Source organism: Staphylococcus carnosus (assembly GCF_900458435.1).
Classification (GTDB): Bacteria; Bacillota; Bacilli; order Staphylococcales; family Staphylococcaceae; genus Staphylococcus; species Staphylococcus carnosus.
On sequence record NZ_UHCT01000001.1, the window covers coordinates 2,249,121 to 2,271,888 of the forward strand.

The 22,768-nt window shown below is 34.1% G+C and carries 20 protein-coding genes; 2 read left to right on the forward strand and 18 right to left on the reverse strand.

Features of this window, described 5'->3' with window-relative positions:
• Nucleotide 1 precedes the first annotated feature (1 nt).
• The 5 genes from DYE31_RS10965 to DYE31_RS10985 form a co-directional block, all read right to left on the reverse strand.
• Complete coding sequence (locus DYE31_RS10965) at nt 2-619, reverse strand: DUF47 domain-containing protein (RefSeq protein WP_015899564.1); 618 nt, start codon at nt 617-619, stop codon at nt 2-4.
• Nucleotides 620-1,012: 393 nt separating this feature from the next.
• Nucleotides 1,013-2,917: an ABC transporter permease gene (locus DYE31_RS10970; RefSeq protein ID WP_015899563.1), complete on the reverse strand. Its 1,905-nt coding sequence runs from the start codon at nt 2,915-2,917 to the stop codon at nt 1,013-1,015.
• Nucleotides 2,907-3,668 carry an ABC transporter ATP-binding protein gene (locus tag DYE31_RS10975; protein WP_015899562.1) on the reverse strand — a complete coding sequence of 254 codons (762 nt, stop codon included), beginning with the start codon at nt 3,666-3,668 and terminating at the stop codon, nt 2,907-2,909. The genes DYE31_RS10970 and DYE31_RS10975 overlap by 11 nt, the downstream gene beginning before the upstream one ends.
• 92 nt (nt 3,669-3,760) lie before the next feature.
• Nucleotides 3,761-4,804 (reverse strand): sensor histidine kinase, encoded by a 1,044-nt coding sequence (locus DYE31_RS10980; protein WP_015899561.1) that lies wholly within the window; start codon nt 4,802-4,804, stop codon nt 3,761-3,763.
• On the reverse strand, nt 4,791-5,471 hold the full coding sequence (locus DYE31_RS10985) for a response regulator transcription factor (RefSeq protein WP_015899560.1): 681 nt from the start codon (nt 5,469-5,471) through the stop codon (nt 4,791-4,793). The genes DYE31_RS10980 and DYE31_RS10985 overlap by 14 nt, the downstream gene beginning before the upstream one ends.
• Before the next feature lie 208 nt (nt 5,472-5,679).
• Between DYE31_RS10985 and DYE31_RS10990 the strand changes: the two genes are divergently transcribed.
• Nucleotides 5,680-6,186, forward strand: coding sequence for a GNAT family N-acetyltransferase (locus DYE31_RS10990; protein ID WP_015899559.1), 507 nt, complete (start codon nt 5,680-5,682; stop codon nt 6,184-6,186).
• A 132-nt stretch (nt 6,187-6,318) separates the two neighbouring features.
• Here the strand turns inward: DYE31_RS10990 and DYE31_RS10995 are convergent, their stop codons facing one another.
• From DYE31_RS10995 to DYE31_RS11035, 9 genes are all read right to left on the reverse strand, one after another.
• A complete protein-coding gene (locus tag DYE31_RS10995; protein ID WP_015899558.1) occupies nt 6,319-7,341 on the reverse strand; it encodes an alpha/beta hydrolase in 1,023 nt (340 codons plus the stop codon).
• A gap of 224 nt (nt 7,342-7,565) precedes the next feature.
• The gene (locus DYE31_RS11000; RefSeq protein ID WP_015899557.1) at nt 7,566-8,633 is read right to left on the reverse strand and encodes a YkvI family membrane protein; all 1,068 of its coding nucleotides are present in this window, start codon (nt 8,631-8,633) and stop codon (nt 7,566-7,568) included.
• Between the two features lie 354 nt (nt 8,634-8,987).
• Nucleotides 8,988-9,488, reverse strand: coding sequence for a hypothetical protein (locus DYE31_RS11005; RefSeq protein ID WP_015899556.1), 501 nt, complete (start codon nt 9,486-9,488; stop codon nt 8,988-8,990).
• Nucleotides 9,489-9,606: 118 nt separating this feature from the next.
• The gene (locus tag DYE31_RS11010; protein WP_015899555.1) at nt 9,607-10,623 is read right to left on the reverse strand and encodes a FecCD family ABC transporter permease; all 1,017 of its coding nucleotides are present in this window, start codon (nt 10,621-10,623) and stop codon (nt 9,607-9,609) included.
• The gene (locus tag DYE31_RS11015; protein WP_046100191.1) at nt 10,620-11,627 is read right to left on the reverse strand and encodes a FecCD family ABC transporter permease; all 1,008 of its coding nucleotides are present in this window, start codon (nt 11,625-11,627) and stop codon (nt 10,620-10,622) included. Before DYE31_RS11015 ends, DYE31_RS11010 begins: the two co-directional genes overlap by 4 nt.
• Nucleotides 11,628-11,637: 10 nt before the next feature.
• Nucleotides 11,638-12,441 (reverse strand): ABC transporter ATP-binding protein, encoded by an 804-nt coding sequence (locus DYE31_RS11020; protein ID WP_015899553.1) that lies wholly within the window; start codon nt 12,439-12,441, stop codon nt 11,638-11,640.
• Nucleotides 12,442-12,753: 312 nt separating this feature from the next.
• Complete coding sequence (locus DYE31_RS11025; RefSeq protein ID WP_041613077.1) at nt 12,754-13,575, reverse strand: YitT family protein; 822 nt, start codon at nt 13,573-13,575, stop codon at nt 12,754-12,756.
• A 499-nt stretch (nt 13,576-14,074) separates the two neighbouring features.
• The gene (locus DYE31_RS11030) at nt 14,075-15,304 is read right to left on the reverse strand and encodes a NupC/NupG family nucleoside CNT transporter (RefSeq protein WP_015899551.1); all 1,230 of its coding nucleotides are present in this window, start codon (nt 15,302-15,304) and stop codon (nt 14,075-14,077) included.
• A gap of 297 nt (nt 15,305-15,601) precedes the next feature.
• Nucleotides 15,602-17,332, reverse strand: a complete 1,731-nt coding sequence (locus DYE31_RS11035) for an ABC transporter ATP-binding protein (RefSeq protein WP_015899550.1) — start codon at nt 17,330-17,332, stop codon at nt 15,602-15,604.
• A 230-nt stretch (nt 17,333-17,562) separates the two neighbouring features.
• On the opposite strand from DYE31_RS11035, the gene pbp4 reads away from it, so the two are divergent.
• On the forward strand, nt 17,563-18,852 hold the full coding sequence (gene pbp4 / locus DYE31_RS11040) for a penicillin-binding protein PBP4 (protein ID WP_015899549.1): 1,290 nt from the start codon (nt 17,563-17,565) through the stop codon (nt 18,850-18,852).
• A gap of 94 nt (nt 18,853-18,946) precedes the next feature.
• Here the strand turns inward: pbp4 and tagD are convergent, their stop codons facing one another.
• The 4 genes from tagD to DYE31_RS11060 all read right to left on the reverse strand — a co-directional run bounded on the left by tagD (nt 18,947) and on the right by DYE31_RS11060 (nt 22,497).
• Nucleotides 18,947-19,345: a glycerol-3-phosphate cytidylyltransferase gene (tagD, locus tag DYE31_RS11045; RefSeq protein WP_012664318.1), complete on the reverse strand. Its 399-nt coding sequence runs from the start codon at nt 19,343-19,345 to the stop codon at nt 18,947-18,949.
• A gap of 114 nt (nt 19,346-19,459) precedes the next feature.
• The gene (locus DYE31_RS11050) at nt 19,460-20,518 is read right to left on the reverse strand and encodes a glycosyltransferase family 2 protein (RefSeq protein WP_012664317.1); all 1,059 of its coding nucleotides are present in this window, start codon (nt 20,516-20,518) and stop codon (nt 19,460-19,462) included.
• Entirely contained in the window at nt 20,518-21,612 is a 1,095-nt protein-coding gene (tarB, locus tag DYE31_RS11055) for a teichoic acid glycerol-phosphate primase TarB (protein WP_012664316.1), read from the reverse strand. Before tarB ends, DYE31_RS11050 begins: the two co-directional genes overlap by 1 nt.
• Nucleotides 21,613-21,693: 81 nt before the next feature.
• A complete protein-coding gene (locus DYE31_RS11060; protein ID WP_046100197.1) occupies nt 21,694-22,497 on the reverse strand; it encodes an ABC transporter permease in 804 nt (267 codons plus the stop codon).
• Nucleotides 22,498-22,768 lie beyond the last annotated feature (271 nt).

Below are 22,768 nucleotides of genomic sequence, written 5' to 3' on the forward strand. Positions count from 1 at the left end.
CTTAGCTATTTTTCATGATAATTGTTTCGAAATTATTTGCTACAGCTTGGCATTTATCTGCAACATCTTCTAAGCTTTCATATATATCTTTAATTTTAATTAATGTAATTGGATCTGTTTCACTGTTGAAGATATGTTTAATAGATTGTCTTAAAATACCATCACAGTTTGTTTCAAATTCTTTAATATTGATAGAATGAATACGCATATGCGAAAGTTTCTTCTCTACTAATAAACCAATTGCTAACTTCATTTCAGCTACAGCTTTTTGAATGTTGTCAACAAACTCAGCCATATATTCATCTGAATATTCAATTGAATACATCTCAAACATAGCAGATGTTTCCTCCATTGCATCTAATACATCATCGATTGCGTTACATAAAGATAAAATATCTTCACGTTCAATTGGGGTAATAAAAGTTTGGTTTAAATCTGAAATCACTTGATGCATTAATTCGTCACCATGCGATTCATAAGTTTTAATGTTGTCAGAATAAGCTTTTAAATCTAAATGAGTATTGAAATCCATCTTACCGAACTCGATAGCAGCGCGGTCTAGATTAAACACCATTTCCTCTAACTTAACCATAAACTTATCCTTTTTCTTATTAAACATTGAAAAACCCTCCATTTTCAGCGATTGAGACCAACCACATTCCGTAATTTGAAAATTCATTTTCTGTTATTCTTCAAAAATTTCTAAAAAATAGTAAGAAACTAAGTTTCATACCCTCGTATGTAAGCTTCAAACTAAATTTACCTTCCTAAAAAGAAAATAGCATAAAATTTACATCTCTACAATTATATTTACAAAATCTTAACAATAGCGACATATGATTTACATTTACCGCCCCTTTTTGTTTTCAATGTATTTTCACAATAGATGAATTGTACCATTAATTCAATAAAAGAACATTTCTGAGTTCTATTTTGTTATAACCTTCCGCACTTGCATTTACACAAAAAAATACTAAAAGAACTAATAGTAGCTCTCTTAGTATTTAAAATGCTAGATAGATTGTCTGATTGTTCTTTTCATATGTGTATACGCAATGACTGCAAAGCAAGCGTATATAATCGTATAAAGCACCATCACCAAGATAACAGGAGAATGATCGTTTGATCCCATCAATTTCAAGAAAGCCCACGAAGCAAAATATGCATGCAATAATCCCACTATTAACGGCAACCCGAAATTAAACAAGACTTTAAGTATCAAACCTTTTCGCATATCCTCTTGAGTAAAACCAAGTTTACGAAGGATCTTAAAGTTTTCCATCTCATCTTCTGTTTCATCCATTTGCTTAATATAGATAATATAACCTGCTGCTATTAAAAATGCAATTCCTAAAAAGCTTGAAACAAATAAGAATACACTACTGAAGCTTCGATATTGTTCTGATATTTCTTTTTGTGTCTCATAATCAGGATTAACTTGGTGCAGTAATTGAGTAGCTTCTGCTTCTTGATTCTTCTCTTTAAAAGTAAAACCATATTGATTAACTAGATTATCTTTATCATATGCTGCTTTTTCTTTTATTAACTGATAGTCTTCTTGATTTAAAATCAGCAATGGCCCGCCACGTAAGGTAATCAAAGCGAACTTAATATCTAAATCTGACGGTTTTACTTTAATACGTACCAATGGCTTCTTATTTTTATCATCAAACTGCGCATATGAGTGTTCATTTATTTTGTTTAACGTTAACGTATCACTTGTACCATAAGGTTGTACTAACTCGCCTTTTCCTCTAGTAATATGTGCGCCTTCAACATACTTCTCACTTGTTATTTGAATGCCCATCAAACTAACATATTTGCCTTTATATAAATTATTCTTAATACGTGGAAGGTCTAATAATTGCTTATAATTTTCATGATATTGAATATTATGCTGATCTAATAAAGTACGATATTGTTCTGCCTTTTGTTGTTTTTGGATTGTTGCATCAAATGGTGCCGTTAAGTTGATTTGCGTATTTTCACTCTTAAGTGTAATCGCACTGAAGCACAAAACTGTGACAGTAATTGCTGAAATAACTGCAATAATTGTTAACGATAAAGCATTCTTTTTCATTCTGTGCATAATTGATGAAGTGAAAATAACATCATTAATATTCACATTTCCGCCTTTTCGTTTTTTTAATGTTTTAAAGAGTAATGAAACCGTGCTGCGGAAAAAGAAATATGCTCCAACAATTGTCAAAAACAAAACCAGTAATGGCACAATGATAATAGCATACAGTTTAATATCTAAGGCTAATACATAACCTATCGCAATCATGATAATACCGACAACACCAAATATTCTTTCTAACTTTGTAATCTTATTGTCTTTTACATCTGTTGCTTGTCGTGTTTTCATTAACTTTAAAATAGAACGTCTTTTAATAAAAACAGCATTTTGAATAACGATTAGTACATAAGCCAAAAAGAGCATTAAAATCGTTGCGATAAACGCTTTAAAACTGAAACTTAAATGTATACTCTCTTTAATGTTCATTAATTTTACAAGAATTAATAATAAAAAGCGTGAACCAAGCAGACCACCAACAATTCCAACAATTCCAGTCATTATAAAAATAACAAATTGTTCTAGCATCAACATTCGAATAATATTCGTTCTTGTTAATCCGATTAATTGATATAGCCCCAATTCTTTCACACGCTGTTTAATAAAAAGCTGATTCACATACATCAAAAAAATAACAATAATAATAAATAGAAAAACACTTCCGACATTGGCGCCTTCACGGATGATTTTAGCAGATGCTTCATTATTAATATTTTTGGTATACTTCAAAGTCACGAAACTAAAGTACAAAGCAATACTAAAAATCAATGAAAAGAGGTATAAACCATAATGTCTTAAGTTCTTTTTGAGGTTCTTTAATACAATATGCTTAAAAGTCATATTGAACACCGCCCAAGACACTTTGTGCTTGAATAACTTCTTTATAAAATGACTGCTTATCTTGATCGCCTTGATACAGTTCCGAATAAATCTGGCCATCCTTCAACATAATGATACGATTAGAATAACTAGCCGCCGCAGGATCATGTGTAACCATTAATATTGTTGAATCAAAGCGTTCGTTCATTGCTTTTAAGCGTCTTAATAAATCCTGAGCACTTTTTGAATCTAAGGCACCCGTAGGTTCATCAGCGAAAATAATAGCTGGTCTAGTAATAAACGCACGAGCTGCTGATGCACGCTGCTTTTGTCCTCCTGAAATTTCAGATGGATATTTATCAGCTAGTTCTGAAATGCCTAAAGCTTCCGTAACTTCATTAAAATATTTTTCCGCTTCTTGTTTCGGCAAATTTTGAATCGACAACGGCAGCATAATATTTTCTTTCACTGTCAAAGTGCTCAACAAGTTATAATCTTGAAAAATAAAACCGATTTCGCGTTTTCTAACTTCAGACAGTTGTTTATTTGTTAAATTTTGCATTTGATGACCGTTTAATTCAACTGAACCTTGTGTAACATAATCAATTGAACTCAATAAATTCAGCAACGTTGTTTTCCCCGAACCAGAGGGTCCCATAATTGAGATAAATTCACCTTTCTCAACTTTGAAAGACAAACCTTTAAGCACTTCTTGTGCAACATGTTTATTCCCAAATACTTTTGTGAGATTGGATACTGTAAGAATTGCCATTTCAATTCCACTCCTTTTAATCATTCTTTTATAATTTCAGTTTACATATTTAAGTTAGGAGGGTCGTTTGATTGAGATAACAAAACGTCCTTTTAAAGTGACAAAGTTGTCACTTCAGCTTCACGTGCTGTAATTTCATTTTGTTTCGGGAATATAATTGTAACTTTTGTTCCATGATTAACAGCTGAATCAATTTTCACATTTAAACCGAGTGTATTTTTTATTTGATCTACAAGATACAGACCGATACCTGAAGATGTCGTTTCATTACGATAACCTGTAGAAGTAAATCCACGCTCATAAATACGCGGCAAATCTTTCGGCGGTATGCCGCGGCCTTTATCACTTATGGTTAAATTCACATAGTCATGATGCATAAAAGCATGTATTGTAATATCTTGACCTTCAGGACTGTATTTTATGGCGTTAGAAATAAGTTGACGTAACAACATCTTGCACCATTTCATATCTGTAAAGACTTGATAATCCGCTTCAAAATCCATTTCAAAACCGATACCTTTCAATTGACTGACATGACGTGTAATTTGTATTTCTTCTATTATCATGCGTTTCAAATTAACGCTCTCAAAATACGTATCTCGATTTTTGGAGTCTAATCTGACTAAGTAAAGCTGATTATCTAACATTTCATTGAGTCTAGACCATTCAAATAACAATGCATTTTTGTTTTCTTTATCTTTCTCTTTTTCAATTAAAAGTTTCATCGCAGTTAACGGGGTTTTCATTTCATGTACAAAATGCGTAAGACTTTGTTCTTGTTCTTTTAAAACAATTGCTTGATCAGATACAATTTTTTTCTGACGAACAATTTGTGTATATAAGTAATCGAGTACTTCTCTTTCCATTGGCGAGTTAGCTGCTTCTTTATGTTTCAATTCCTCAACCTCATGCATTTCCGAAAGTTTCTTCAAAAATGCTGTTTCTCGCATGTATGCAAAAAAGAGAAATAAAATAATAATCATAAGATTAACCAGCACAAGATAAAATGCAGATTCCATCGATAAATCACGATCTAAATAGCCAACGACTAATATAACTACTTGTAATCCTAGCAGCAGAAGTATCCAATATATACGTGTCAATAAGAAATTAGATATTCGTTTAAATATTGTCATTCGCTATATAACCTTTTCCAACACGTGTCTCAATTGCTGTATCTAATCCAAAGTCTGCTAATTTCTTACGTAAACGATTAATATTGACAGTTAAAGTATTATCGCTGATAAAAGCTTCATCATCCCATAATGCTGTTATAATTTCATCTCTGCTGACAATTTCATTACGATGCTTCAATAAAATTTCTAATATCATCATTTCTGTTTTAGAGAGATAAATCACTTCTTCTTCTCTTTCTAATACACCTTTTGCTAAGTCTACTTGGATGTTCCCCCAAGTCATTGTTCGCTTCTCTTCCAAATTAAATTGATAAACACGACGGTAAACAGCTTTCAATTTAGCAATCAATACATTGGTATAAAAAGGTTTTTGAATAAAGTCATCTGCACCTAATTCCATACTCATCACTTGATCCATAGGATTGTCTCTTGCTGATAAAAAGAGTATTGGGACATTGGATTCATGTCGAATCTGACGGCACCAATAAAACCCATCATATTTTGGTAATTCAACATCCATTATGATAATTTCAGGATTTTTCGTTTTAGCTTCTGTTAATACATCATCAAAATTTTCTATACCTTCAACGTGTAAATCCCAATGTTCTAATTCTTTTTTTAATTGTTCAAATAATGTTTTATCGTCTTCTACCAGTAATATTTTCATTTACTATCACCTTTTTTGTTAATATTTCAGAGATGTTGCAGAATGATTTCATTTACATTTCAGCATTTTCTTCTAAACTAGAGATTGTGCTTTTCTTCTATTTTTTGTTTTTCTAAATTATTAGAGTAGAATTAAACTAAAATAATGATAAATACGGTCATATAGTATATACTCAGTGTAATACTACCTTATAAAATGGAGGGTGTCTATGGAACATTCGATTCGAGAAATAAGTATTAACGATGCAGATGACTATATCAAATTATTAAAAGATATCTATGATGAATCTGACTTTATGTTATATAGTCCTGGTGAATATGTCCCTTCTCTTTCAAGTGCCTTAAAAAATCTTGAACACTTCATCACTTCTCCATCTAATACAATTTATATTGCTGAAATTGATGGTATGTTAATTGGATTTGCCATTGTATCGTCACGTGAATATGAACGCACACAACATGAGACACGTGTACGTATTGGTATTCGTGAACATTATCGCAGCAAAGGCGTTGGACAATCGCTCTTAAATGCAGTAGATGCATGGGCTTTAAACCATAATATCAGACGTCTAGAAGCAGTTGTAGTGCCTCAAAATGAACATGCAGTAGAATTATTCAAATCTGCTGGCTATCAAATTGAAGGCGAAATGCGTGATAAACTCAAAATCGATAATCAATATTATAATGAATATGTGATGGCGAAATTACTACGTTAATAAATTACTTTGTTAAATTGAATAATCTTTTTATGTCCTTGTCCATTTGTGGTGAATGGTTCAAGGGCTTTTTAATTACCTATTTAAAAATACCCAGACAAGTGTCCGGGTATTTACAGAAATCAATCGAAACTAAAACGGATTTAATTGAATAGGCTCGAATTGTTCATTTTGTTTTTTAATATTTGTCGAGCTAGTATTACGACTTAAGAAGTGCTGAACTTCCGCTAAATTTTCTTTAGATTCTGGTTTATCTAAATGAAATTGGTATTGATGATGCAAATGATGAGAACCATCGAAGAAGAACGTATCTGTCGGCACATCATGTTGTTTTAAGACATCTGCAAATTCAGCATTTTGACTCGCAAATGGATCTGCATCTCCTACAGATAAAAAAGTAGGCGGATATTGATGTGTTACATGTTCTACTGTAGACATTTCAGACAAATTCTTGAATTCAGATTCCCAATGCGATGTTCCGGTATAACTGCGCATAAATAACTGAATTCGCGGGAATTCTGTCTTCTTCACTGTATTCATATTATAAAAACCGCCGAAGAATATAGCTGCTCTGATGTCTTTGGGTTTAAATTGCTGTTTGAAATCCATAGAATCACGCAACGATTTATCCGTCTGTATTGCCGTATATTGACTGGATAGTTGTGCACCTGCTGAATCTCCTCCGAATACCACTTGTTTAAAGTCTATAGGCAATTCATGCTGGTTCTTTTTAATAAAAGAAACTGCTTGATCCATTTGAACTAATGGTGTCGGATATTTATATTCTGGTGCGAGCGCATAGTTGATATTGACCACAATATAACCTTGTTCCGCAATCTTAGATAATAACGGGTTTTTATATTGTTTGTCACCTGCAATAAATCCGCCGCCATGCATCCAAAAAATAACCGGTAATTTAACATCTTTATCCAACTCTGCCGGCGTAATAATGTCTAATTGACTTTTGGGATAAGTTTTTCCATACGTAATGTTATTAAAGACTTTTACATTACGATTATTCAATTGCACTTTTTCTTTCATATCTTGTGTATGACGATAATCAAAGTATTTTTTTATACTGATGCCCGCTGCAATACAAAGAACGATAACTATGATTGTACTCCATACAAGCCAGCGTTTTTTGCGCTTGCTCATGCCACCAAGTCCTCTCTCTGTCGTTTGTCGCATTTTATAATTTGCCTTTATTGTACTGTATATCAGTATACATCTCAAAGGGTGAACTCATTATATGTAAAAAAGCACAGCATTTAAAATGCTGCGCCCTTATTTTTTAGAATTTCATTCAACTGCGCATGACAGTTAACTGACCTTTTAAATATTTTCAATGCTATATCTAGTAACTTAACACAATTAACGATTTAAGCAATGTGCTCTTTATTTTCTTTCTTACGTTTAAAGTACTTAATTAATACTGCAATCACGATTAACAATCCTACATAACCCATTGCTGGATATAAGAAGTTAATTAAGCTTGAGAATCCAACGAAACTTAATCCGTATGCAACGAGCATCATAATCACAATTAAAATATGATATTTTTTAGTGTATGGTGTTGTGAATCGTGCAGCGAAAGAATAGAGCAATCCTAAAATTGTGTTATACATAACAGCCAACATTACAATTGATAGTAAAATCGTAACAATTGGATGAATACCATGTGCTAATGTAAGGGTTGGAATTGCTGCATCTTTAATTGCTGGATATTCTGTTTGCAATGCAAACGTAATCAAAGCAAGTAATATTGTATAAACAACGCCGCCGAATAAAGCACCAGCACCTGATACTTTACGTCTACTAGCGTCACCGCCGATTGCAACGATTGTACTAAAACCAACTGCAAATGCAAGTCCGCCGTAAATTGTACCTCTCCAAATTCCTTGAATAGGATTAGCATCTGGTACAACTGAGTTAATTTGTGAAATAGGTACTTGACCTTTTACTAAGTATACGCCTGCGATTACAATGACTAAAACAATTAAAAATGGTGTAACCACACCAAGCGCACGTACTATTTTATTGAAGTCCATTAATAATGTAATGTAAATTGCGATTACCATGATTAATGAACCTAACCAAGTTGGAATACCATAACTTTCATGGAATGCAGAGCCTGCCCCTGCAATCATTGTGACAGAAATTCCAAATAAGAAGAAGACGAGTATATAGTCGATGATTCGTCCAAATTGTTTACCAAATAAATATGAAAGTGTCGATTCATGGTTTTCAGCATCGAAAGCTGTCCCTATTTTTGCTACTTGTCTTCCGATGAATCCTAAAATTAATCCTGCTATTAAAACACCAATGTATGCATATAATCCATAATCTGTGAAAAATTGCATAACTTCTTGGCCTGTTGAAAAACCTGCGCCGACTACTACACCGACATAGGCAAAGCCAATTTTTACAGTTTCTTTATTAAACGTCATGATAACGTATAATACCTCCTCATGTAATTAAAAAACAATGCTTGCCAACGATTATACTTACTATCCATAGCGTTTTTCTGTCTCTTTTTTTAAAGGTCATGAATTTTTCCATGAAAAGTATATAGTAACAATAAATCACCATATTGCGCAAATCGCGCTTCGCATATTTCGCAAATACAATTTTAAATTACCCTCTATTTAATCATATTACTCATTAAATATACTGAGGTTAACTATAAGTAAAACTTAAGGATATTCAAACATTGTATCTTTCCCAACGACCCGCCCATAAAAAAAGAACATCTTCATTGAGATGTTCTTTTGCTTTTGTTCATTATTCATTTCACATGCTTATTATTTTGCACCGCGATTTTGATTTAATTCATCAATGCTGACTACTACATTATCCATTCGTTTGGCTGTTTGTTTAAGAATATTACGAGCTACGTTATTATTCGGATCTAATTTAAGAATTTGTTTAGAAATATCGAAAGCTTTTTTATCTGAAATAACAGGTTCAGGAATAGCGTGAAGTAATAACATTTGCAATAAGCTCTTCACTTCTTTGCCCTCAGTGAGTTTTATGGAAGATTCAGCATGGTAATAAGCAGAATCAAGTGCACCTTCAACTTCACTGAGTGGATAAACCAACAGTAAGAATGCTAAATCATGCAGTTCTGCAGTTTCGCCTTCTTTCATCATATCTAAAATGCATGTATAAAACATTACACTTTCGACATCATGTGCACTTGAAATGTAAGCCTCTTCGAATTCCATAAAATCTGATTCGGACATTAATTGTTTTACTGATTCAAATTCGCCGTTTAAGACATGTCGCTTTATTAAATCTTGCATGGCAATGTCCTCCTATATTTGAACAGATTTTATTTGCAATTACTGTTATTCTATCACAATCTTTTGCAATTAACATTAATAACCTTGTATGCATGCGATATATTTTTAAATATTTTAATTAAAAACTTTTAGAGCGATACATTAAGTATAAGAAATACGGTGCACCAATCAGTGCAACGACAATACCCGCTGGAATACCAGAAGGTTGTAAGATGACTTGACCGACTGTATCAGAAAAGACTAATAGAAAAGCACCAATAAAGATTGCAAGCGGCATGAACAATTGATGTCTTGGTCCCACGATTGTTTTAGCAATATGCGGTCCCATTAGACCAATAAAACTGATTGCACCGCTTACTGCAACTGCTGCAGAAGACAAAGCAACAGCCGCAAATAAAATAATCATACGTTCGCGACGTACATTAATCCCTAATCCTTGTGCTATCTGTTCATTAGTATTCAAGATGTTCAATGTATTCGCTTTGGTAAATAAAAATGGAATAATCACAATCAACCATGGTAATAAGGCGATGACAAAACTCCAGTCATCTCCCCAAATGTTTCCGGCAAGCCAAGTTGCCATAAACTCTGATTGATCACGATCAAATTTAGACATTAATGTTAAAGAACCACCCGCTAATGCCGCAGAAAGTCCTACACCTACAAGCACCATACTCGCTGGTGTAATTCCCTTTTCTTTGGTATAGCTAAAATAGAAAATGATAACTGCAGTTAACATACCGCCGATAATACTGAGTATCGGTAAAATATAAATAAAATTATCTGCACTAACATGTCCAACTACTAAAAATAGCGCAATTAAAAAACCGCTTCCTGCATTAATCCCTAAAATACCAGGTTCTGCAAGCGGGTTGTTCGTCACACTTTGCATCATCGCACCGCTCATACTCAAAGCAGCGCCTGCCAAAATCGTTATCAACATTCGAGGCAATCTGAAATCTAATAAAATCAGACTATCTGTATATTCGCCTTGGCCAAACAAAGTTTTGAAAAAGGTGCTGATTGACATATGGTATTCACCAGAAGTAACACTCCAAGCACATGCCATAAAGAGTAAAATAATAGAAATCGCTAAAGCAATGAGCTGCTTGATACGTAGTTTATTGTCAATCATATCGTACGTCCTCCTTTTCTAATCAAATAGATAAAGTAAGGCACACCGATAAACGATACAATCGCACCGACAGGCGCATCTCCTAACATACGTGCGATAGTATCTGCAAGCAATACTAAGAATCCGCCCAGTACCGCCGTCAAAGGAATGACTTTGGCATAGTCTGTACCGATTAAAAAACGTACGATATGCGGCACAATCAAGCCGACAAATGCGATTTGTCCAACCATCGCCACTGCGATACCCGCTAAAAGCATCGTCAATACTAAACTGATTGTACGAATCCATGTGACGTTTTGTCCTAATCCAGTTGCTAAACTTTCGCCTAGGTTAAGTATCGTCAACTGTTTACTTAAAAGGATAATTAAAATAACAGTTACAATAATAATAGGCGCACTCCATTTCAACTGAATCCAAGTTGTACCGGAAACACCGCCCATGCTCCAAAAGTTGATATCTTGATTCAATTTGAAGAATAGTGCAATACCTTGGCTGAGCGCAGTCAAGAAGGCACTGACTGCAGCACCCGCTAAAATAATTCGGATCGGATTAAATCCATCTTGACGTGTTCGTCCCATCAATAGGACTATCGTGCCGCCTATAACAGCACCTGCAAAACCAGCCAGCATTAAAATACTGAAATTAGCACTTGGATAAAATGCATAAGTCACAGCTAACATAAAGCTTGCACCCGCATTCAACCCAATCAAACTGGGATCTGCTAAACCGTTTTTAGTTACACCTTGCACAACAGCACCTGAAACAGCAAGTGCCATACCGACTAATACCGCGCCTAAATCGCGCGGTATCCGAATCTCACTTATAATATTATGTTGTTCTATGCTTGGATTATAATGGAAGATTGCTTGGTAAATCGTAGATAAGTGAATTCTCGCATCACCGTATAAAATAGATATCAACAACATAACGAAAAGCAAAAGACAAGATAAGATAAACGCAGATGTAAAATTAATTTGTTTTTGTTTTTTCTGCTTTTGTGTCATTTATCTTTCCTCACACTTTTGAGTAATGCTTACACAATAAATCATATGTGACAAGCATCGGTTTACCCGTACGCGGATCCGTGCTTAATTCAGCATCAATATTAAATACTTGTTCTAAAATTTCTTTTGTTAATACTTCATGTGTTTCGCCTGAAGATACAATATCTCCGCCCTTCATAGCGATCAAGTGATCAGAAAAACGGATAGCTTGGTTAATATCATGCAATACCATCACAATTGTTGTACCATGTTCACGATTCAACTCTTGCACGAGTTCCAAAATTTCTAACTGATGACTGATATCTAAATATGTTGTCGGTTCATCTAAGAAAATAATGTCTGTTTTTTGCGCTAAAGCCATTGCAATCCAAACACGTTGTCTTTGACCGCCACTTAAGTCATTAATCGCTCTATGCTTGAAGTCATACGTACCAGTGACTTTTAAAGCCCAATCAATTTCTTCTTTATCTTCAGCACTCAAACGGCCAAAGCCTTTTTGGTGCGGAAAACGTCCATAAGAGACCAACTCTCCAGCTGTTAATCCATCCGCTACATCTGGTGATTGAGGTAAAATAGCAATTTTCTTAGCGATTTCTTTTGTAGATTGCGTGTGAATATTTTTACCGTCCAATAAAATTTCGCCATTTTTTACAGAAAGCAAACGTGATAACGCTTTTAAAAGCGTTGATTTACCGCAACCGTTCGGTCCGATAATGGATGTCACTTTTCCATCAGGAATTTCAACATCTAAATCACTAACAATAACATGTTCCCCATATCCGATTGTTACTTGTTGACCGTTTAAACGATTCATCAATTTCTTTCATCCTTCCATTTCGAAAACATTTGAATCAATCTTGAATTCAGATAATTTTTTTGACTCTGACCCATTTCAAGACTTTCTCAAGTTTTCTTTCATATCTTTACTCGCATTTATATCGTGAGATTGAATCGCAATACGTTCAAATTCAATCTATTATCATTTATCTAAAGTACTTTATCAACTACAGCGATGTAATTGATAATCATTATCATAGAGTATATTATAACACCTCAACACACATTTTCCTAACAAATCCTTATCATAAATACGAAAAAATCCGAGGCATATTCCCTCGGATTTACATTATTCGTCTGCTAAAAATCCATTTCCATAGACATCACGCACATCATGAATGACTAAGAAAGCATTTTCATCTAAACTGCGAATCAATCGTTTCGCTTTAGATACTTGTGTTTTACTGATAACTACATATAAAATTTCTTTATCTTCTTTAGAATAATAACCGCGGCCATCTATAATCGTTACCCCTCGGCCCACTTTTTCATCAATTACTTTAGCTACTTCATCGGGACGGCTTGAAATAATCGTCATAGCTTTCTTTGTATTCAAACCTTCAATTACGAATTCCATCACTTTTGTGCCAATGTATAGTGAAATAATCGTTACTAAAATTTTATCCATCGGAATAACAGTAATTGAAATCGCAACAACAATTAAATCAAAGAATAGCAAAGCATATGATGTACTTACATCTAAATACTTATGCGCTAACCGAGCTAAAATTGTAGTACCAGCAGTTGTTCCTCCAGCTAAGACAATGACACCAATGCCAAGTCCAACACAAGAACCCCCAAAGACTGCATTCACCACAACATTCCCCGTTTCAATATGCCATGATTCTGTTAACCCCAAGAATACAGATATCAAAACAGTAGCGATAATCGTTAAAAACATACTGCGCTTACTTAAAAACTTATAACCAATCACAATTAAAATTGCATTTAAAACAAAGTTAGTGATACCAGGTGATAAGTGAAAGGCATAATATAGTACAATGGCGAGCCCTGTTACGCCGCCCTCGCCTAATTTACCTGAAATAATGAATGTATTGACGCCTGCTGAAAAAACAAACGATCCAAAAACAACTAACGCAAGGTCGCGCATGGTTTTTTTATTCAAAATGACCGCCCCCTTATAAAATTGTATAGACAATTAAATGGTAGCATAACTCCCGTCATGCCTACAATATTGCTCTTCTGATTTAAACAGTTCAACATTTTATTAATAATTCTGAAAATTTTGTTTACTTTGGTTTTGAGGTTTGCTATAATAAATTTCAACTTCCTTAGTCAATAGATTAAGGAGGTTATCTCCTTTGTGTTGTTTACAATAAACAAACAAAATTTTCGCTCGAATGCACGTCCAGTACCTAGTCCTTACTGTTTACGTGTATCAAATTCATTTCCCGTAAAAGACCAAGTAATGATTGTGTCTCCCCACATTCATATACTTGGTCTTTCCATTTTCATTATACTTCCTTTCAAATTCATATTTAATTTTTCACTTTACCTATGGCACTTGAATATCATTACTTTTAACTACTGCATATAAAAAAGCACAACATCCAACTTGAAGTTGAACATTGCGCTATAAAAATATCGACTTACCATGCAAATAATCCGACAAAAGCTGCTGTCAGTAATGATACGAGAATTCCTGACAATAACATCATCGGTACATATTTTGATACAAAATCAGAAGTTTTTTGATTCACGATTCCTTTTAACGTTCCGACAATCATACCGATTGTTGAGAAGTTTGCGAATGATACAAGGAATGTTGAAATAACAGCACGTCTATGCGGATCATATGATTTCACAACGTCTGAAATTTGTCCCATGACAACGAATTCGTTTGTTACGATTTTCTTCGCCATTTGTTGCGCTACAATCCACGCTGTATCCCATGGCAAACCAAGTAATAATGCGAATGGATACATGAAAACGCCTAAGATTTGGTTCAAACCAAAGCTGCCTTTTACGTGAATCCAACCACCGATAATACCAGTGATAAGATTGATAAAACGATCTAATAAATCAGCTAAAGCAACGAAACTGATAACAAAAGCGATGATAATTAAAACTAATTTACCAGCATTAATCACTGAGTCGCCTAAGAATGAGAAGAATGGTTGGCGTTGTGCGCCTTCTTCTTTAAGGTTATAAATAATATCTTCTCGTTCTTCTACACTGACCGGGTTTAAAATTGAAGTCACAATGATTGCATTAATAATGTTTAATGGAATCGCAGTCAGTACTAATTCACCAGGAATCATCGTCACATATGCTCCGACAATTGCACCTGAAACTGAACTCATAGACATCATTGCAATCGTCAAAACACGAACTTCATTCATTCTTTTTAATTGTTCGCTTGAAACTGCTAATGCTTCAGTATTTCCTAAAAACATCATTTCAATACCGAAGAAAGATTCGAACTTAGGTTGGCGTGTTACTTTCGCGAGCAACCAGCCAACTGCTCCGATGAATTTAGGTAGAATATTCAAGTACATCAAAATATCAAATAGTGGTACAACGAGTAAAATTGGGAATAAAGCAGAAATTGCCATATCCATTTGTTTTTGGTTTACAAAGCTTGCAAATGCAAAGCCAGTTCCTGCGTTGGCAGATTCAATTACCCAGGAAATACCATCTGCCATTTTAGATACAAACCAGTTCCCCCATGGGAAGAATACAAAGAACCATGCAAGAAATAAGTTAACAACAACTAATATCACGACTGACTTCCAATGGATTTCTTTACGATTTCTTGAGAACAATACTGCGATTCCTAGGAATACTGCCAATCCGATAATATTAATCAGTAAGTACATAAGACACCCGCCTTTTTTTATTTTTTCTGAATTATGTATGAATGGCTCGTTGCACAAAGAAAAAGTGCCATTTTACTTCTCAGCTTTATACAACACGATTCACAATTCTGTCGACTTCATGTTTACAAATGTAATTTTTAAGTGCTTTTATAGTATATCATGTTGAAACGTTGCTTTGAATTACAATTTTTAAAAGTCAATTAAAAAATCTTACTGCAAGTAGTCAGTCAAACATGGAGGTTTTGCAAAACATAAAAAATCGCTTCCGAAATTCATCTATTCGGAAGCGATGCTGATTTAATCTGTTAACTTTTGTGTCATCACAAACTCTTTGTATTTCGTATGTGTTTCCATTAGTTCTTTATGTTTACCCATACCTGTTACATAACCATTATCTAAGAAGATGATTTGATCTGCTTTCATAATTGTAGAAAGTCGATGCGCTATGACTACAGTAGTACGATCTTCCATTAATGTCTCTAACGCTTCTTGAATCTTCTTCTCGCTCTCACTATCTAAGTTTGCTGTAGCTTCATCAAGCAACAAGATATCTGGATTTTTAACAAAGCTGCGTGCAATATCAATACGCTGTCTTTGGCCGCCAGATAATTTCAAACCGCGTTCTCCGACTAATGTATCGTATCCTTCATCAAACTCCATGATAAAATCATGGCAGTTTGCTAACTTCGTATAATTTTCAAGTTCTGCATCCGTCACTTCGCGATTAATGCCATACAAAATATTATCTCGGATAGTACCGCTCATCATCGCATTTGATTGCATCACATAACCTATTTTATTTCGCCAGTCAGATAATGGAAGTTGATAGATCGACACACCTGCATATAAAATGTCGCCTTGTGTCACATCGTACATTCTTTCAATCAAATTGAATATTGTACTTTTACCTGATCCCGAAGGTCCTACGAAAGCTGTCACTTTCCCTTTTGGAATTTCAAAATTCAAGTCGTGCAATACTTCTTTCGTATCATATCCGAAATCAACATGATCAAAATCAAGATTGCCGTTTGCTAACTCATGACCTGTCGGTGCTTTTACTTCTTCCAATGGTTCTTGCATAATTTCATAAATTCGACTGCTGGCACCTACCGCTTTTTTATAATCTGTCATTAAAGTCGATAAATTGACTAATGGCATAGACAACTGAATAACATAGAAAATCATTGCTACTAATGTACCTGCTGTAATAGCACCAGAAGAAATTCTGATTCCGCCGAATCCTAAGATAATCCCAATTGTTAATAACATAATCAATCCGGATATCGGTTGAATAACTGCAGAAATTTTAGCTTGCTTTAAGCCTAAGTTATAAATTTCTTTTAAATTCAAATGTGCTTTATCTAATTCAACTTGTTCAGTATTTGCCACTTTAACTAAACGCATTTCTGTGAGTACACGTCCTAACAAGCCGCTGAAATTCGCAATTTCTGCTTGGGTACGTGTGGAAATACGCTGCATGACTCTTCCTAATGGAATCATGATGGCTACAAAGAGTGGGATGGTAATGAACGTTAACAATGTCATTTGCCAATCCATGATAAATAACATAATCAATGAACCGATTAATGTAATAATAGATGGTAATACATTCGGCAATTTTTGTGAGACAAACTCATTAATCACTTTTGTATCATCTGTAAGTCGGCTCATGAGCTGACCACTTTCGTTTATATCAAAAAAGCGCATGCGCAAACGGATAATATGTGCCCATACGACTGAACGGATTGCATAAATGACTTTCTCACCGATTTTACTCAGCAAGTATAATCCGATTCCGCTTAACACTGCATTAAGCGCGAATACAGCAACAAATATGAGGATAAACTGCATATTAAATTGAGAACCTGTGAATTTATCCACCATTCTCCCTGTAAATAATGGGACAAGCAATCCACTGATACTTCCTAATGAAGAAATAGAAACTGCTACTATGATGAGACCGATTGGCCACTTTAATTTTTTCAGCAGAAATAATAAAGGGTTATTTTTCGTTTTTGTTTGTTCCATTACACTTACCTCAACTAAATTTTTAAAATTTCTTTACTTCAATTTCATACCTCGCACATCATTTATAAAACAAGCTATATAAGAGGTCGGTGATACTTCGGTCAGACAAACGCCAGACTGTCCTCCCCGTATTGTCAGGCTCTGTGAAAGTCACATGTCTTGTTTCCAACTTCTTTTGTGATAGAATAGTTCTGTTCATAAATTAATGTTGAAGGAATGAAGGTTACGTTATGAAAAAAATAATATTACTAACACTGCTGATATTCTTCGCAAGTACAATTATAACACCATTTTCTGAAGCGGACACGAATACCCCTTCTCCTGCTCAAGTAGCAAATGAATATGGTTACAACATATCAGATGACTTCAACCCAGAAGGCGCCGTTAATATCAGCCAAACAGGACAAGTACTTTACGATTATCACATGGACAAAAAATGGTACCCTGCATCTATGACTAAATTAATGACAATGTATCTTACGTTAGAAGCAGTTAAAGCCCATAAATTGTCTCTTAATGATAAAGTCAAAATCACTGAAGACGATTATCGTATGTCTACATTACCGAAACTCAGCAATACGAAATTATATCCAGGCGAAACTTATACTATCAAAGAACTGTTGCAAATAACAGTTTCTGCATCTAGTAATGCTGCAGCTTTGATATTAGCTAAAAAAGTTTCTGGAAATACATCAGATTTCACAGACAAAATGAACAAAAAAGCTAAAGAACTTGGCATGACAAAAACGCATTATGTTAACCCGACTGGTGCTGAAAACAACTTATTACAAGATTTCGCACCTAAAAAATATAAAAATGAAATGTCGAGTAGAGCATCTGCTAAAGATTATGCAATTTTATCTCAAAGAGTCATTCAGGATACGCCAAAAATTCTTTATTTCACCAAACAATTAGCACCAACGCAGCACGGAGTTACATATTATACATTTAACTGGTCACTTGAAGGTGCAGAATTAGGCCTCAAAGGAACAGACGGTTTAAAAACTGGATCAAGCGATATTGCAGACTACAACCACACTATTACAACAAAAAGAGATGGTTTCCGTATCGACCAAGCTATTATGGGCGCTGGAGACTTTAAACACCTTGGCGGTGAAAAAGAACGTAATAAAATGGGTAACAGCATCATGAACAGATCCTTTGATCAATATAAATACGTTAAGATTCTTTCTAAAGGCGAACAGAAAATCAATGGTAAAAAATACTATGTTAAAAAAGACTTGTATGATGTTTTACCAAAAAACTATACGAAAAAAGATTATAAATTCGTAGTTGAAGATGGAAAAGTACACATTGACTATCCAAGACAATTCATTTCAAAAAAATATGGTCCACCTTCCGTAGAGGTAAACAGACCACTTGCACACGAAGCAACGTCATTTGCTAAAACATCATTTTCTGAACATCCCGTATTAACAATCATTGGTTTTGGTTTCGTCGTTGCTGCACTTGCTATTATTATTTTCTTAATCATTGACTTTATTCGTCGAAAAAAATAATTGCAGCCAAAAAAAGAGCTCACATCAGTCCTCCTGACAAACTAGTCTGTAAGAGGTACTGTGTATGAGCTCTTTTATTTATTTCATTGATAAATTACTTCGCATCTTTACCATAAAGTTCTTTCTTAATTTGAGTCGTAGAAATTCCTTCTGTACGTTTAAGATAAATTACTTCGCACTTATCTTTAAGGAAGTCAAACTCGCCTTCCCAATCATGTCCCATGACAAAGGTATCTACATCATAACGTTCTACATCACGTTCTTTTTGTCCCCAGTTTTCCTCGGGAATGACAAGATCTACATAACGAATAGATTCTAACATCATTTTACGTTGTTCATAATTGTAGTATGATTTTTTATTTTTAATACGATTAAATTCGTCAGAAGAAAGTGCAACAATCAAATAGTCGCCCATTTCTCTTGCTCTTCTAAGTAGTTCAATATGACCATAATGCAACAAGTCATATGTTCCATATGTGATAACACGCTTCATCAATCTCTCTCCTCTTTTTTCTTTCACTGTTTAAAAAATACCATAATTCTATTTTAAATTCATTCTCTGTATGAAAATATATAAAAAATAAGCCATATTAAATGGCCTATTTTTTTATCTTTTCAAAGCTTTCTTCAATGCATTACGTCCTCTGAACACACCTATTTTCGGTACTAGTTGCAAATGGAATGCGATATAATTGGGCCTTCCGATGCCTACTTTATTTAGCGCTTCACGCCATTGACGATAAAACGCAGGTGTCCAGCCTATAGCGCCGCCCTCCATTACTTTTACAATTCTAAAAAGTGCATTTCCATCATAATGTGTTTTTTGCATGCCCTCAATATATTGAATCACAACGTCCAATAAGTCTTGTGTAACTTTTGGTTTAGCAGTGACATAAGCTTGCAACATATAACTCACAATTAATTCATCCATACGATAGCTATAATATTCTTGCACATTCGGCATTCTTAAATAGTCCATTACACGTTGACGCACTTTATATGCATCTCTCATATAAGAAAAGAAGCGTTCTACACTTTGTGCGGTAATTGAATTTTCACGCATATTGTAACCTGCAATAATATCTGGCAAAAGTTGAATATCTCTTGCTTGATTAAAAGCATGTGCCATATAAGTATGTTCTTCGCAAAATACGATATCTTCATCAAAGCGTAAATTTTTAAAACGTGAACTGAACATTTTATCGCGAGGTCCAATTGATTGTAAAATCGCAGGACATTGCGTCAAATTCACAACTTCATCTTTTTTAATTTCTTCATGTGTAGGGAATGTACGCCATTCACCGTGATAATCGCGTCCTGTTTGACCTACTACGATTTCTACATCGTCATTAGCTTCATAACGACGTGCCATTAAATCTATACGACTTGGAAGAAACTCATCATCCGCATCTAAAAACATATAAACATCACCAGTCATTTGAGATAAACCGACATTGCGGCTTGCGGCTGCACCTTTATTTTCTTGGTTGATTATTTTTATATGTTTATTTTCTCTTTGTAATTCTTCTAATGTCTGTAATGTATGGTCTGTCGACCCATCATTGATACAAATAGTTTCATGATCATACTTTGTATCAATAGAACGTACTGCACGTTTCACAACTTCTTCTGAATTATATACTGGAATAATTATAGAAATTTTCATTACTTTTTCACCAATTCTCTAATATAGTTTGATATTTTATTCAGTGTATCAGGTGTGCTGAAAGTATGCCATTCTTTAAACAATGGAGGATAATATTCAGGACCTTCTTGCAATTTTTGTAATAAATCTTCTTCATTATAAGCTTTATACGTTTCTGGAATTTCCCAATAAAAATGATTTAATCCTCGTTCTGTTTCATATTCCGCTTGGTCATATACATAAAATAACACAGGTTTGTTTAATAAACTTGCCTCAATCGCTAATGAACTATAATCTGTGATAATCACGTCTGCCATTAAAAATAAACGCTGTGTATCAATTTTAGAAGTTTCCCCTAATTTAAGTGCAGCCGGATGCAATTTATTTATTAGTGTATATTCTGGCAGTGCTGCTTCAAACTTCTCCTTATTAATCTCACGATTTGCTTGATAATTTTCGCGATATGTCGGTACATATACTGCTAGCTTGCCTTCGATTCCGTATTGCTTTTTCAAAGCAATTTTTTGTGCCTCTAAATCTTTAGAAAAGTATTGCAACATGCGCGGCAAACCAAATTGAAGCATTTGATAAGGTTTTGCTCCGAAGGCATTTGTAAAACAAATCTCCATCGGTTTACCACCTACAAGATAACGATCGGTCGCATTATATACTTTCATATATTGTTCAACCATCTTCTTATTCGTTAAATCTACAGCATGATCTTTTAAACCGAAATACTTTAATGCGCCTGCTGCATGCCAAGTTTGGATAACTGTTTGACCTTTTTTCTTACGAAAACCGCCCATTAACAAGTAATAATTATCTACAAAAATAACCTTTGCAGTTGAAAGCGCATGAATTTGCGCAAAAACTTTTTTGTTACTATTATCAATAAAATCCACATTTTTTAAGTGCTTAACACTTAACTTATCAGCTGGTTTACCTATAACGGTAACCTCATACCCGTCATCGCTCAATCTTTTAATTATCGGCATGACATCTTCTTTAAATGTCATGAATACGACAATATGATTAGATTTGATTTTTCTTTTTTTATACAAGCCATTTAAAATACTGATAATCAGCAGATAAACTTTTTTTATGATTTGTCTCATTAAAGATGCCACCTTCGTTTTTCTTTTAAAAAAACTCCAAACACGTGAAAACATGCTTGGAGTTATCTTATCTATCAATACTTACATAAAGTCTGCAAATTGGTCTCTGTAACGCATGTGTAAAATTGAACCTACAAAGAACAAGAATAAGACGATAAATACATTATATAATGCGAGCTCCCAATGCTCGATAAAGTACCATTTATGATATAACAATGCTGCACGGTATGCTTCTGCAATAAAATAAATCGGATTTAACATTAAAATCTTTTGTACAATCGAACCCGGTTTTGCTACCCATAAAATTGGTGAAGCGTAAAAAAGCACACGCATTAATGCTTGCATCAACATTTGTGTATCACGGATCAATACCCCTAACGTTGAAGTCACAAGCGCTACTGCACAAGTGAAAATATATGCAAAAGGTACGTATAGTAACAACTGAATAATATGGATAGTCGGGTAAATCCCTGAAGCTACACAGAATATAAAAATAATTAATAATAAAACAAGGTGTCCATATAATTTCGCTGTTACCGTATAAGTCGGGATTATCGATAACGGGAAATTCATTTTTGCAACTTGATTATATTTTGAAACAATCGAACGTGTCCCATCTAGAATACCTTGGTTGATAAAGAACCACATACTGATACCAACAAGCATCCAATAAATGAAAGGAATACCATCTACAGGTGCGTTCGTACGAATACCAAATCCAAATACAAACCAGTAAACTAAAATTTGAATGAGCGGGTTTATTAGCTCCCATGCCATTCCGAGATAGTTATTATGGTTGGCAATTTTCAATTCGAATTGAGCCAACCTGTTAATTAAATAAAAACCTTTAATATGTTCCTTAAGAACAGTTATTAATGCTCCCATGTTTAAACCACGCTTTCAAACGATTTGCGCACTTCATTACAAGTCATATGTAATAATTTTCGTATGCCTAATATATTCATCTTAATATTATACGTAATTATAGTATAGATTGAAACAATTTTCATTAGATTCCAGTTGAAAACATCTTACATATTAAAATAATGACCTTTCTTAAAATTAATGGTAAAATTTAGAACATTAATTAACATGCAGTCGTTTTTCTCACTTTCACGTCATTATTATAATATAATATAGATAACCACGTGTAGTG